This is a genomic window from Caballeronia sp. 11_S32, from assembly GCF_056930355.1.
In genome coordinates this window covers 271,988-284,656 of the sequence record NZ_JBXOWH010000003.1, presented here as the reverse complement: position 1 = coordinate 284,656, position 12,669 = coordinate 271,988, and the positions used below count along the sequence as shown (strand labels likewise).

13 protein-coding genes are annotated in these 12,669 nt (G+C 64.0%); all 13 read right to left on the bottom strand.

Annotated features, from left to right (window positions below; all coding sequences use genetic code 11):
- Positions 1–107: 107 nt before the first annotated feature.
- Complete coding sequence (gene fliR, locus AC1Z32_RS12930; protein WP_483479044.1) at positions 108–905, bottom strand: flagellar biosynthetic protein FliR; 798 nt, start codon at positions 903–905, stop codon at positions 108–110.
- Between the two features lie 10 nt (positions 906–915).
- Positions 916–1,185, bottom strand: a complete 270-nt coding sequence (gene fliQ, locus AC1Z32_RS12925; RefSeq protein WP_008352562.1) for a flagellar biosynthesis protein FliQ — start codon at positions 1,183–1,185, stop codon at positions 916–918.
- 10 nt (positions 1,186–1,195) lie between these two features.
- Positions 1,196–1,966, bottom strand: a complete 771-nt coding sequence (gene fliP / locus AC1Z32_RS12920; protein ID WP_483479043.1) for a flagellar type III secretion system pore protein FliP — start codon at positions 1,964–1,966, stop codon at positions 1,196–1,198.
- A 250-nt stretch (positions 1,967–2,216) separates the two neighbouring features.
- Positions 2,217–2,717: a flagellar biosynthetic protein FliO gene (gene fliO, locus AC1Z32_RS12915; protein ID WP_483479042.1), complete on the bottom strand. Its 501-nt coding sequence runs from the start codon at positions 2,715–2,717 to the stop codon at positions 2,217–2,219.
- Entirely contained in the window at positions 2,714–3,148 is a 435-nt protein-coding gene (gene fliN / locus AC1Z32_RS12910; protein WP_062601642.1) for a flagellar motor switch protein FliN, read from the bottom strand. Before fliN ends, fliO begins: the two co-directional genes overlap by 4 nt.
- Positions 3,141–4,139: a flagellar motor switch protein FliM gene (gene fliM, locus AC1Z32_RS12905; protein WP_483479041.1), complete on the bottom strand. Its 999-nt coding sequence runs from the start codon at positions 4,137–4,139 to the stop codon at positions 3,141–3,143. The genes fliN and fliM overlap by 8 nt, the downstream gene beginning before the upstream one ends.
- A 24-nt stretch (positions 4,140–4,163) precedes the next feature.
- Positions 4,164–4,652 carry a flagellar basal body-associated protein FliL gene (gene fliL, locus AC1Z32_RS12900; RefSeq protein ID WP_483479040.1) on the bottom strand — a complete coding sequence of 163 codons (489 nt, stop codon included), beginning with the start codon at positions 4,650–4,652 and terminating at the stop codon, positions 4,164–4,166.
- Positions 4,653–5,679: 1,027 nt separating this feature from the next.
- Complete coding sequence (locus AC1Z32_RS12895) at positions 5,680–7,020, bottom strand: flagellar hook-length control protein FliK (RefSeq protein WP_483479039.1); 1,341 nt, start codon at positions 7,018–7,020, stop codon at positions 5,680–5,682.
- Between the two features lie 34 nt (positions 7,021–7,054).
- Entirely contained in the window at positions 7,055–7,504 is a 450-nt protein-coding gene (fliJ, locus tag AC1Z32_RS12890) for a flagellar export protein FliJ (RefSeq protein ID WP_062601646.1), read from the bottom strand.
- Positions 7,505–7,568: 64 nt separating this feature from the next.
- The gene (gene fliI / locus AC1Z32_RS12885; RefSeq protein WP_483479038.1) at positions 7,569–9,095 is read right to left on the bottom strand and encodes a flagellar protein export ATPase FliI; all 1,527 of its coding nucleotides are present in this window, start codon (positions 9,093–9,095) and stop codon (positions 7,569–7,571) included.
- Positions 9,089–9,763 (bottom strand): flagellar assembly protein FliH, encoded by a 675-nt coding sequence (gene fliH, locus AC1Z32_RS12880; protein WP_483479037.1) that lies wholly within the window; start codon positions 9,761–9,763, stop codon positions 9,089–9,091. Before fliH ends, fliI begins: the two co-directional genes overlap by 7 nt.
- The gene (fliG, locus tag AC1Z32_RS12875) at positions 9,756–10,751 is read right to left on the bottom strand and encodes a flagellar motor switch protein FliG (protein WP_483479036.1); all 996 of its coding nucleotides are present in this window, start codon (positions 10,749–10,751) and stop codon (positions 9,756–9,758) included. Before fliG ends, fliH begins: the two co-directional genes overlap by 8 nt.
- Positions 10,741–12,510, bottom strand: coding sequence for a flagellar basal-body MS-ring/collar protein FliF (gene fliF / locus AC1Z32_RS12870; protein ID WP_483479035.1), 1,770 nt, complete (start codon positions 12,508–12,510; stop codon positions 10,741–10,743). Before fliF ends, fliG begins: the two co-directional genes overlap by 11 nt.
- Positions 12,511–12,669: the final 159 nt, after the last annotated feature.

Genomic DNA, 12,669 nt, shown 5'->3' with positions numbered 1-12,669 from the left:
CTGTTTCTTTGGTTACTTTCTTTGCAGCAGCAAAGAAAGTGACTGCCGCCCCGCACAGGGGCAGAGCAAATAGACCGACGCGAAAGCAAGTTCCACGACAACAAGCCTCAAAACATCATCCCCTCTGCGACCCGCCGAACCTCCCCCAATCCCACATCAAAAATCCGCTGAAAAAACGGCATGAGATTCGGCACCATGAGCTGCAACAAAAGCAACCCGACGAGCATCGTCACCGGAAACCCAACCTGAAAGATGCCAATCTGCGGCGCGGCGCGATTGAGAATCCCGAGCGCGAGATTGGCGATGAGCAGCGCCGCGACGATCGGCAACGCCAGCAGCAACCCAGTGGAAAACACGCTGGCGCCGTAGCCGACCAAAACACGCCATCCCTGCGCATGCGAAACCGCCCCCACGACATTCGCCTCGATCGGCACGCTTTGAAACGTCGTCACCAGCGCGCTCATCAGCTGCAAATGCCCGTCGAATACGAGAAACGCGAGCATCGCGAGGGTGTTCAGATAGCGCGACACCACCACCGCATTGCCCCCCGCGCGCGGATCGTAAAGCATCGCGAAACCAAGGCCCATCTGCTGCCCGATGAACTCGCCAGCCGCATCGACGGCGGCAAACGCGATTTGCATCGTCATGCCGATAGCCGCGCCGATCAGAAACTGATTCACGATGATCCACACGCCCGCAGCCGAAAACACCGTCGCCTGCGGCATGGGGCCAAGCGTCGGCGCCACGATCAACGAGATGAACGCCGCAAGCGCGATCTTCACGCGCATCGGAATCGCGAGATGGCTCAGCACGGGCGCGGTCGCGATCAGCGCAAGGATGCGCACGAACGGCCATAGAAACGCCGTGAGCCAGCCATTCAGTTGCGCATAGGTGACAGAGAACATCGCTGCGAACTCAGCCCGTGATCGCGGGCGTGATCGTGAAAACGTGGCGCATGTAGTCGAGCAGCGTCGAAAGCATCCACGGCCCCGCGATCACGAGCGTCACCGCCACCGCGATCAGCTTCGGGATGAACGACAACGTCGACTCGTTGATCTGCGTGGCCGCCTGGAACAGGCTCACCACGAGACCAACCACGAGCGCGACCAGCAAGAGCGGCGCGGCGAGCAGCAAGGCGACATACATCGCCTGATGCGCCATCGTCATGACGGATTCCGGCGTCATTTTCAAATCCTCAGGAAACGAAGCTCTGCGCGAGCGAGCCGATCAGCAACTGCCAGCCATCGACGAGCACGAACAGCATCAGCTTGAAAGGCAGCGCGATCGTCGTGGGCGAAACCATCATCATGCCCATCGACATCAGCACGCTCGCCACCACCATGTCGATGATGAGAAACGGAATGAAGATCGTGAAGCCGATCTGAAAGCCCGTCTTCAACTCGCTCGTGATGAACGAAGGCACCAGCAGCGAAAGCGGCACGTCCTCGGGGCCGTTCATCGGCGCGGCATGCGAGATACGCGCGAACAGCGCGAGATCCGCTTCGCGCGTCTGCTTCAGCATGAACTGCTTGAACGGCGCAACGCCGCGCGTCATGGCCTGATCCATCGCGATCTGGCCTTCGGAGAAGGGCTTGTACGCGTCGTTGTAGGCGCGGTCGAGAACGGGCGACATCACGAAGAACGAGAGGAACAGCGCGAGACCCACAAGCACCTGATTCGGCGGCGTGCTCGTCGTGCCGAGCGCCTGGCGCAACAGCGACAGCACGATGATGATGCGCGTGAAGCTCGTCATCATCAGGACCATCGCGGGAAGGAACGAGAGCATCGTCAGCAGCAGCATCGTCTGCACGCTGAGCGAGTACGTCGTGCCGCCGTTCGGGCCGGGGCTCGTGTTGAAAGCGGGAAGGCCCGCCGTGCTCTGCGCGAACGCCGCAAACGGCGCCAGGGCGATCACGACCGGCAGCGCGAGCTTGAAACCGCGCACGATATTGCGACTGACCTGCATTACTTGCTCCCGCCGACGATGCCCGCGAGAGCATCGAGAATGCGCTGACCTTGAAGAACGACGAACGTGATAACCATGAGAACCCGCCTCTTTCGATAGGCTGAATTGTCGGCCACCTCGATATCGAACGATGGCGCGAAAAGAGGGCGAAACTCCGGCTAACTCGTTCTATTGCTAAACAGCCGCTGTAAACGAGCATCGGGCGTGACCCTCGCGGATCACGCCCGATGTCTTCATCGAAAAAAGAGCCTTACTTGCTCGGCGACACGAACTTCTGAAGACGCTTGTTCGCTTCGCCGGCGAGGGCATCGCGAAACCGCGCGCCGAAGCTGCCGGCCGACGATGACGCCGCAACACGGACGCCTTCGGCTTCCGCCGAACCGGCGGGCATCGTGTGCAGCAATCGCACATTGCCGGGACCCGCGCCGAGCACGAGCCACGTATCGCCCACTTCGACGACCGCGACGCGCTCCTTATTGCCGAGCGATGCGCCGCCCACTACCTTGACGAGGCCGCTCCTCTTGCCGCCCTGAAGGCCGAACTTGCGCGCGAGCCATGCGCAGCCGAACACGAAGCCGATCACGACGACGAGCCCGACGAGCGTCTGCAGCACCGCGCCGAAGCCGAGCGACGGCACCGCCGTTCCCGCGCCGACGCCCGATGCGATCTGCGCGGCGTGATTCACGGCGTTCATGTCTGCGGCGCGCGCAAGAAGCGGCATAGCAAACAACAAGGCGGCGAAGCGTTTCATCGATTCAACTTCCGGATACGTTCCGACGGCGTGATGATGTCGGTCAGGCGAATGCCGAACTTGTCGTTGACGACGACCACTTCGCCCTGCGCGATGAGACAGCCGTTGACGAGCACGTCCATCGGCTCGCCCGCGAGGCCGTCGAGTTCCACGACCGAGCCTTGCGCGAGCTGCAACAGGTTGCGGATCGCGATCTTCGTACGCCCGAGCTCCACCGTCATCTGCACGGGGATGTCGAGAATCATGTCGATGTCGTTGCGCGTCGACGGCGCGGCGGCTTTCGACAGCGGCTGGAACACGCCGGCGCTCGCGGCCACCGGCGTTTCATTGCCGTTCTGCTCGGCGAGCGCGCTCGCCCAGTCGTCCATGATGGCGTCGTCGCTCACGGGTTCCGTGCCGGGCAACGTGCCGTCCTGCATCAGGTCACTCATATCCACCTTCCTTCATCGTATCGCTCGCGCTGATCATCTTCTGCACGCGCAGCGCGTATTGACCATTGAAAATTCCGTAGCCGCATTCCATGACCGGCACGCCATCCACTTTCGCGACGACGTGCTCCGGAATGTCGATCGGCAGCACATCACCCGCGCGCATGTTGAGAATCTGTTCGAACGACGAGCGGATCTCGGCGAGATCCACCGTCAATTCCACTTCCGCCGATTGCACCTGCTGCGACAGCACGCGCACCCAGCGGCGGTCCACTTCGAGCGCTTCGCCCTGAATCGGCGACGAAAGCACGTCGCGGATCGGCTCGATCATCGAGTACGGCATGCAGATGTGCAGCGTGCCGCCCGTGGAGCCGAACTCGATCGTGAACTGCGTCACGATGACGATTTCGTTCGGCGTCGCGACGTTCGCGAACTGCGTGTGCATCTCCGAGCGCATGTATTCGAACTGGAGCGGCTTCACGCTGCGCCATGAAGTGGCGTAGTGCTCGAACACGAGATTGAGCAGCTTGCTGATGATGCGCTGCTCGGTCTGCGTGAACTCGCGGCCTTCGACGCGCGTGTGAAAGCGCCCGTCGCCGCCGAACAGGTTGTCGACGACGAAGAACACGAGGTTCGGGTCGAACACGAACAGCGACGTGCCGCGCAGGGGCTTCACATGGACCAGGTTGAGGTTGGTCGGGATCGGCAGGTTGCGCGTGAATTCGCTGTACTTCTGCACCTTCACCGGGCCGACGGAGATTTCCGCCGAACGCCGCATGAAGTTGAAGATGCCTACGCGCATGAGGCGCGCGAAGCGGTCATTGATGATTTCGAGGCCGGGCATCCGGCCGCGGACGATGCGTTCCTGCGTCGCGATGTTGTAGGGACGTACGCCGGCGGGTTTGGTCTCGTCGGAGACTTGATCGATTTCGCCGGTGACGCCTTTGAGGAGGGCATCGACCTCCTCTTGCGACATGAACTCTTCGTGGCCCATGACTTTTTACTCGCTGATGCGGCGTTACTGGACGACGAATTCGGTGAACAGCACTTCTTCGACGCGCACCGGCTTTTCGGCGGTGCTCGCCGCCGTTTCGACGGATGCGCGCAGTTCGTTGGCGAGCTGCTTTTTGCCGTCGACGGTCGCGAGATCGTCGGGGCGCTTGCCCGAGAGCAGGAGCAGCACGCGGCTGCGGACTTCGGGCATGTGCTCGGTGACGAGCATCTGGACCTTTTCGTCTTTCAGCTTGAGCGTGAGGCCGGCGCGGAGATAGTGCATGGCGCCGTCGTCGGACTGGAGGTTCACCGTGAGCGATTCGAGCGGGAAGAACACGGGCGGCGGTTCCGGCGCGGGTCTGGCCGGGCCGTGAGTCTTGCCGAGGAAGAACCAGGCGCCGCCCGCGCCCGCGCCGAGCAGGACAATCGCGCCGACGGCGATGATCAGGATCTTTTTGAGCTTGCCGCTCTTTGCGGGAACGATGGGTTGCTGGTTTGCGGTCGTGGTAGCCATTTGCTTGCCTCTTTCGATAGGGTGAATTGTTGGCTATCGCCGTGTAAAGCGATGGGTCGAACAGAGGGGGGATTTGGGGTCATTCTGGTGTTTTGGCCTTTTCGGCAGGCCGGCCGGTTTTTTGTTGCTGGATCTCGTATTGGCCTTGGGCTAGTGGGGTTGCCCTTGAGCCGGGCGTCCTGCTTGCGTTTCCGTGTTGGAATCCTGTTTTCGTGTCGGTCTATTGGCACTGCCCCTGTGCGGGGCGGCAGTCACTTGTTTTGGCCTTTTCGGCAGGCCGGCCGGTTTTTTGCCGCTGGATCTCGTGTTGGCCTTGGGCTATTGGGGTTGCCCTTGAACCCGGCGTCCTGCTTGCGTTTCCATGGAATCCTGTTTTCGTGTCGGTCTATTTGCTCTGCCCCTGTGCGGGGCGGCAGTCACTTTCTTTGCTGCTGCAAAGAAAGTAACCAAAGAAACAGCTTGTCCCATCCAAAGTACTTCACACCGGCCCCGGCACAGAAGATGGTATGTGGTCCGGCAGTAGCGAGTGCCCTCATAGGCCTAACCGGGCTTGGACCGCGCACGGTCTGACTAGCTAGTTGTTTGGGCGCGCTGGTTCAGCACCAAATAGCTCCGGCACAGCGCTACGCGCTGCCGAACGGTGTGCAAGGGAAACCAACGGTGGGCGAATGCAGTGAGATGGAAGCATTAGCACGGAAGTGTGCGCCGACCCGATTGACCGGTCGGCTGCGAAGCGGGCTGGAGCTATTTGGCGCCTTACCAGTCAGTTATGCGGCGCGATGTGGCAGACCGTGCGCGATCCACGCCCGGTTAGGCCTACGAGGGCACTCGCTACTGCCGGACCACTTGCGAGGTTCTGTGCCGGGGCCGGCCTGAAGTACTTTGGATGGGGATAGCTGTTTCTTTGGTTACTTTCTTTGCAGCAGCAAAGAAAGTGACTGCCGCCCCGCATAGGGGCAACGCGAATAGACCGACGCGAAACCGGGATCCGGCGAAAAACCAAAAAAAACCCCAAAACCCCCAACGCTCAAGCAAACGTATCAACAAGCCCAACCCGACGCCGCACTGGCACTTTCACGCTGGCAGCAACCGCCCCGTCCCCAGCGAAACCACCACCACGCCCCGAGCCCGAACGGTCGCCACCGTTCCCCTGCTGCGATTGCCGCGCAAACGCGGACCCATCGGAAACCGAGGCACTCCCAAGACTGATGCCGTTCGCCTCCATCGCCTCACGCAGCTTCGGCATGGCGGCCTCGACCGCCTCACGCACCTGCGCATGCTGCGAAACGAACAACGCGTGCGCGTGACTTTCGGAAACCTGCAGCGTCACCTGCAACGGCCCGAGATCCTTCGGATTCAAAGTCAGCTCAGCACTCTGCTGATCGCCCTTGGCAAGAAACACCACCTTCTGACTGAACGCATCGTCCCAGCCCGACGAGCCCACATGCGGCGCGATCGCCGCGCTCGTCGCCGATGCCATCGCGCCTTGCGGGCTCGACACCGCCGAATTCGCCGATGCCGTCTGCATCGCCACGGCATGCGCGGCCGCGTCGGCGGCTTGTTTATACGCGACGGTCGCCGCGTCCGAAGGGATCGTCGGCGCAGCCTGCGCGCTCGCGAGCGCGGCGGCGTCGGCGGTCTTGTCGTCGACCTTCGCATTGGCCACGAGCCCAGCCAGACCCGCGCCCTTGCCGCCCTTGCCGAACAGGCCGCCTTGCTCCTCGCCGTTCGCGCCTTCACGCGCCGTCGTGACGGGAGCATTAGCGGGCATCGCATTCGGCTGCACGTTGTTCATCGCCGCGAGCGCGGCCTGAAGCGCGTCCTGCGGCGATTTGGCGTCGCCGCTCTTGTGCGTTTCGCCCGTCGATTTGTCGTCATCCGTCGAAGCGCTCGCCGTCACGAGCGAAGCGGCATCGGTCAGATCGGCGAGCGTGGTGTCGGTGTCATCGTCGCTGGCGGCGTCCGCGCGGGCCTTGGCCTCTGCAGCAGCCGCGGCGGCCGCATCCGACGACGAACCCGACGCCTGCGCCGCCGGCTTCGATGCATCCGCCGTATCGGCCTTGCCCGAAGACTTCGATGCCTCGTCCGCCCGATCCGCCTTCGACGCAGCCTGCGTCTGCGATGCGTCATCGCTCTTCGAAGCCGCGGCCGGCGCGCTGTCGTCCGGCTTCGGCGCGTCGTGCACGCTGGAATCGTCGGCGGAAGAATCCGCCAGCGCCTTCGCCGCCTGCGCGTCCGCATTGGCCTTGTCGGTGATGCTCTGCAGCGTCATGCCGAACGAAGCGCCCGCGCTCGCCGCGCGCTGCGCCGCGGACTTGCTCGATGACGCGGCGCCGGTCAGCGCGCCGAGAAGGGAAACGGAAGACATACGGGACTCTCAAATGCAATGAATAGGGAACGGCTCACGCGCGCTCGGCGCGCATGCGCAATATCTTGGCGGCGTGCTCGTCGGCTTCGCGCTGCTCGACGCGCGCTGCTTTCTTCGCGAGCATCGCCTCGCCGCGCGCGGCCAGCACTTCGTAACTGCCGAGCTTCTGCTTCTTCAGACGCCAATCGGGTTTCGCCGCCTCGATGCGCTGATCGGCCATGAGGAGCGCCGTGCGCTGCTGCGCGATCGCGGAATCGAGCGTGTCGACGAACGCCTGGAAGTTGCGCAGCGTCTGCGCGGTCGTGCCTTCCTGCGCCGATGCCGTGAACCGCGCGTGATACTCGTCGCGATAGGTCACGAGCGAATTCAGCTGCGTTTCGATCTCGTTGCGCTCCTGCTGGAGCTTGCCGAGCTTCTTCGTGGCGGCGTCGAGCTCCTCTGCGGCGAGTTCGATGAGGGTGTTGATCGGCAGATTCTTGGACATGGCGTGACGATCCCGTTTGGTCTTTGGCTTTCTTGTGATGATTGCTTTTGATACTAGTCGAAATCTATTCGAATAGCTGGTTCAACATCGCGATGCTCGGCTCGAACGGCGCCTGCTCGCGAAAGCCTTGCTGCAAAAACGACTCCATGCGCGGATACAGCGCGATCGCGCGGTCGAGCAGCGCATCCCGTCCGCTCGAATACGCGCCCACGTTGATCAGGTCGCGGTTGCGCTGATAGCGCGACAACATCTGCTTGAACAGGCGCACGCGCTCGAGATGCTTGTCGTCGATGAGCGCGGTCATCGCGCGGCTGATCGATTGCTCGATGTCGATAGCCGGGTAATGCCCCGCCTCGGCGAGCGAGCGGTTCAGCACGATATGGCCGTCGAGAATCGCGCGCGCCGAGTCGGCGATCGGGTCCTGCTGGTCGTCGCCTTCCGTGAGCACGGTGTAGAACGCGGTGATCGAGCCGCCACCTTCCGGGCCATTCCCGGTGCGCTCGACGAGCGCCGGCAGCTTCGCGAACACCGACGGCGGATAGCCTTTCGTCGCGGGCGGCTCGCCGATCGCGAGCGCGATCTCGCGCTGGGCCATCGCGTAACGCGTCAGCGAATCCATCAGCATCAGCACGTGCTTGCCCTGATCGCGGAAATATTCGGCGAGCGAGGTCGTGTACGCGGCGGCCTGCATCCGCAGCACGGGCGATACATCCGCCGGCGCCGCGACGACGACCGAGCGCGCGAGGCCCTCCTCGCCCAGAATCTGCTCGATGAATTCCTTCACTTCGCGGCCTCGTTCGCCGATCAGCCCGATCACGATCACTTCCGCGCTCGTGTAGCGCGCCATCGTGCCGAGCAAAACCGATTTACCGACGCCCGAGCCCGCGAACAGGCCCATGCGCTGGCCCCGTCCGACCGTGAGCAGCGTGTTGATAGCGCGCACGCCGACATCGAGCACCTTGTGAATCGGCTCGCGGTTCAGCGGGTTGATGACCGGCGCGGACAGCGGCGCATCGACTTTCGCGCCGAGCGGGCCGAGCCCGTCGAGCGGACGGCCGGAGGCGTCGACCACGCGGCCGAGCAATTCCCAGCCGACGGGCAAGCGCTTCGCGCCCGCCATCGGATCGTTGATCGGCGCGCTTTCGAGCGGATAGACGCGCGCGCCGGGCAACAGACCGGCGACCTCGGTCGTCGGCATCAGAAACAGCTTGTCGCCCGCGAAGCCGACGACTTCGGCTTCGGCGGTCGGAATCGCGCTGCCCGGCGGCAGCTCGATCATGCATTCCGAGCCGACGCCCATCTTCAGGCCGACCGCTTCCAGCACGAGACCGGCGGCGCGCGTGAGACGCCCGCACGGACGCAGCGGCTTCGCGATCGCGTTGCGCGCTCTCAGCGCGTCGAGCTTGTCGCGCCACGTGTCGATGTGCGGATTGCCCGCGATATCGGCGAGTTCGGCGATGGTGCGCGCGGCGAGTTCGTCGGGCGATTCGTCGCCGATGGATTCGTCGGCGGCGAGCGGGCCGAACGACGCGCGCGCGAGCTCCTGTTCGAGCTCCGTCAGGCCGTCCTGAGTGATGCGGTGATTCACCACGGCTTGTTCCTCCCCAGCGCGGCCACGACGCGCTCCCAGCGCGACACGTTGGTCGCGTCGATCTCACCGGTCGCGGCGTGCGCCTTGCAGCCGCCGCGCTCGACGATCGGGTCCGGGCGCACGATCCAGCCCGCGCCTTCGAGTTCGTCCTTCAGATACGCATCGACAATAGGCATGTCGGCCGGATTCACGATGAGCGTCGGCGCGCCGGAAAGCTCCGGCTCGGCGGCGATCACTTCGCGCGCCACGGCGACGAGCGCCGTCGGATCGAGCGCGAGATGCTGGCGCACGACCTGTTGCGCGATATCGACCGCGAGTTCGGCGAGCGATTCCGCGATGGCCGCATCGGCGGCGTGCAGCGCGGTCCTGAACGCATCGGCGATTTCGGCGAGCACCGCGGCCTGCGCGAGCGCTTCCTTGCGGCCTTCCTCGAAACCCTTCGCCTGACCCTGCTCGTAGCCCGCCTGATAGCCGAGCGCCTGACCCGCGACGTGACCCTTCGCGAGCCCTTGCTGATGCGCGTCTTCCTCGACGCGGCGCAGGTGCGCCTCGAGCGCGGCCTGTTCCGCCGCGCTGTTGTCCACCTTGACTTCGACGGGATCGAACGACGCCATCTCCCAGCGCTGATACGCCGAGAGCGGAGCCTTCTGCGCGCGGGCGTCAGACATACGCGTCCTCCGCCTTGCCGCCTAGCTGGATCTGACCGTTTTCCGCGAGATTGCGGACGATCTGCAGGATCTTGCGCTGCTGCTGCTCGACTTCCGACACGCGCACCGGACCGCGCGAATCGAGGTCTTCGGCGAGCAGCTCGGCCGCGCGCTGCGACATGTTCGACAGGAACTTCTGGCGCAACGCCGGCTGCGCCCCCTTCAGCGACACGATCAGCGTCTCCGATTCCACTTCCTTCAGGAGAAGCTGGATCGCGCGATCTTCCAGATCGAGCAGGTTTTCGAACACGAACATCTGGTCGATGATCTTCTGCGCGAGCTCCGCATCGTATTCGCGGACGTTCGCGAGCACGCCTTCCTCGTGATTGCTCGACATGAAGTTGAGAATCTCCGCCGCCGTGCGGATGCCGCCCATCGGCGCGCGCTTCAGGTTGTCGCTGCCGGAGAGGAGCGTGGTCAGCACGTCGTCGAGTTCGCGCAGCGCGGCGGGCTGAATGCCGTCGAGCGTCGCGATGCGCAGGAGCACGTCGTTGCGCAGGCGGTCCGGCAGCAGCGACACGATTTCCGACGCCTGATCGCGGTCCAGATGCACGAGGATCGTCGCGATGATCTGCGGATGCTCGTTCTTGATGAGTTCCGCGACCGCGCCCGAGTCCATCCACTTCAGGCCTTCGATGCCGCTCGTGTCGCTGCCTTGCAGGATACGGTCGATGAGCGCGCCGGCCTTGGTCTCGCCGAGCGCCTTCGTCAGCACCGAGCGGATGTACTCGCTCGAATCCAGCGACAGCGCGGTGTGCTTCTCCGCTTCCTCGACGAATTCGGTCAGCACGTTGTCGAGCTGCTCGCGCGTCACGTTTTTCAGGGCCGCCATGGTCGCGCCGATCTTCTGCACCTCGCGAGGAGCGAGATACTTGAATACTTCGGCGGCTTCTTCCTCACCGATCGACATCAGGAGGAGGGCGGCTTTGTTCAGGCCTTCAGCGTTCATCGGACACCCAGTTCTTCACGACCGTCGCAACGATTCTCGCGTCCTGACGCGCCACCATGCGCGCGTAGTCGAGGTTGCGATCGAATTTGGCCTTCTTGCTTTCATGACCGAGGAGACTCACCTCGGCATCCTTCTCTTCGTCTTCCTTCTTCTGGCCGTCGGCCGCGGGGCCGTCGAGCAGCGAGAGTTCATCCGGCGCGCCGAGCGTGGGCGCGGCTTCCGGCGGCGGCGGGAACGCGCGGCGCATCGCCGGCTTCACCATGCTGAAGTACAGGAACAGCGCCACGATGCCGATGCCCACGTACTTCGCCGCCTGGAGGCCCCACGCGATCATCTGCTGCGTGCGCCACCACGGGACGTCGGGCGTCGCGGTCAGGTCGGCCGAGAACGCGCTGTTCACGACGTTCACCGAGTCGCCGCGCTTCTCGTCGAAGCCCATCGCGTCCTTCACGAGCTGCTGGACCTGCGCGAGCTTGTCGGCGGCGAGCGGCGTCATCGTGACGTTGCCCTTCGCGTCCACCTTCTTCTCGTAGTTCACGACCACCGCCACCGACAGGCGCTTGATGCCGCCCGTCGCCTGCTCGTAGTGGCGCACCGTGCGATCCACTTCGTAGTTCGTCGTCGTGTCCTTGCGCTGGTTCTGCGGCGTGGCCTTCGCGGCGCCCGCCGCGCCGGACGCGGCTGCGTCGATCGGCGCGGAAGCCGGCTGCGGCGGCTGGTTCGACAGCGCGCCCGGCACACCCGATGCGCCGCTGCCCGTCGTTTCGCTCGATTCGCTCGATTGCTGGCTGCGGATCGCCGTGCTCTGCGCGTTGCCGTTCGGGCCGTAGCTTTCGGCGGTCTGCTCCAGCTTCGAGAAGTCGATGTCGGCGCTCACCTGCGAGCGCGCATTGCCGGCGCCGAAAAGCGGCGCGAGGATCGCGTCGATGCGCTTTTGCGTGTTGTGCTCGATCTGCTGCACGTACTTCAGTTGCGACGCGTCGAGGCCGTTGGCGGCGCTCTGGCTCGTCAGCAGGTTGCCGTCCTGATCGACGATATTCACGTTCTTGACCGGCATGTCCGCCACGCCCGAAGCGACCATGTGCGCGATCGCGACCACCTGGCCTTCGTCGAGCGCGCGGCCCGGATACAGATTGACCATCACGGAGGCGGTCGGCAGCTCCTTGTCGCGCACGAAGACGGAAGGCTTCGGAATCGCCAGATGCACGCGCGCCGACTTCACCGACGAAATCGAGCCGATGGTGCGCTCCAGCTCGCCTTCGAGCGCGCGCTGATAGTTGACCTGCTCCGCGAACTGGCTGATGCCGAACTTCTGGTTGTCCATCAGCTCGAAGCCGACCGAACCGCTCTTCGGCAAGCCCTGGCTCGCGAGGCGCAGACGCGTTTCGTGAACCTGCTCCGCCGGCACGAGAATGGCGCCGCCGCCTTCGCCCAACTTATAGGGAATGTTGCCCTGCTGGAGCGCGGCAACGATTGCGCCGCCGTCGCGGTCGGAGAGATTGGAGAACAGCACGCGATAGTCCGGCTGGCGCGACCACATGACGAGGCCCGCCACGACCATCACCAGAATCGCGACGGCCACGATCAGCGGCACGCGCGGGTTCGAGCGGAACTGGTTGAGCATCGGGACGCGCTGCGCAAAACCGCCGAAGTCGGCGCCCCCCGGGCTCGCGGCGGCCGTTCCGGCTGCACCCGGCTGTGCGCCCGCCAGGCCCATTCTGGCGTCGGGCGTGATGAGTGAGTTGTTGGGCGTTTCCATTTAGCGTCGAAGCTCCGAATCCTGATGTTCTCCTCCCGCCGCTATCCGCTGATGTAAGCGGCGGTGGAGGACTTTTCACGATGGGGATTATCCGCAGAAGATTGCAAGTCGATTCGGCGAATAGAGCGGGGTTTTCCCCGTTCTTCCGGTGCTTTGAAA

Excerpts from the sequence above, each read along its gene's own strand:
- fliR (WP_483479044.1), bottom strand. The coding sequence starts at position 905 with ATGTTCTCTGTCACCTATGCGCAACTGAATGGCTGGCTCACGGCGTTT.
- fliQ (WP_008352562.1), bottom strand. The coding sequence starts at position 1,185 with ATGACGCCGGAATCCGTCATGACGATGGCGCATCAGGCGATGTATGTC.
- fliP (WP_483479043.1), bottom strand. The coding sequence starts at position 1,966 with ATGCAGGTCAGTCGCAATATCGTGCGCGGTTTCAAGCTCGCGCTGCCG.
- fliO (WP_483479042.1), bottom strand. The coding sequence starts at position 2,717 with ATGAAACGCTTCGCCGCCTTGTTGTTTGCTATGCCGCTTCTTGCGCGC.
- fliN (WP_062601642.1), bottom strand. The coding sequence starts at position 3,148 with ATGAGTGACCTGATGCAGGACGGCACGTTGCCCGGCACGGAACCCGTG.
- fliM (WP_483479041.1), bottom strand. The coding sequence starts at position 4,139 with ATGGGCCACGAAGAGTTCATGTCGCAAGAGGAGGTCGATGCCCTCCTC.
- fliL (WP_483479040.1), bottom strand. The coding sequence starts at position 4,652 with ATGGCTACCACGACCGCAAACCAGCAACCCATCGTTCCCGCAAAGAGC.
- AC1Z32_RS12895 (WP_483479039.1), bottom strand. The coding sequence starts at position 7,020 with ATGTCTTCCGTTTCCCTTCTCGGCGCGCTGACCGGCGCCGCGTCATCG.
- fliJ (WP_062601646.1), bottom strand. The coding sequence starts at position 7,504 with ATGTCCAAGAATCTGCCGATCAACACCCTCATCGAACTCGCCGCAGAG.
- fliH (WP_483479037.1), bottom strand. The coding sequence starts at position 9,763 with ATGTCTGACGCCCGCGCGCAGAAGGCTCCGCTCTCGGCGTATCAGCGC.
- fliG (WP_483479036.1), bottom strand. The coding sequence starts at position 10,751 with ATGAACGCTGAAGGCCTGAACAAAGCCGCCCTCCTCCTGATGTCGATC.
- fliF (WP_483479035.1), bottom strand. The coding sequence starts at position 12,510 with ATGGAAACGCCCAACAACTCACTCATCACGCCCGACGCCAGAATGGGC.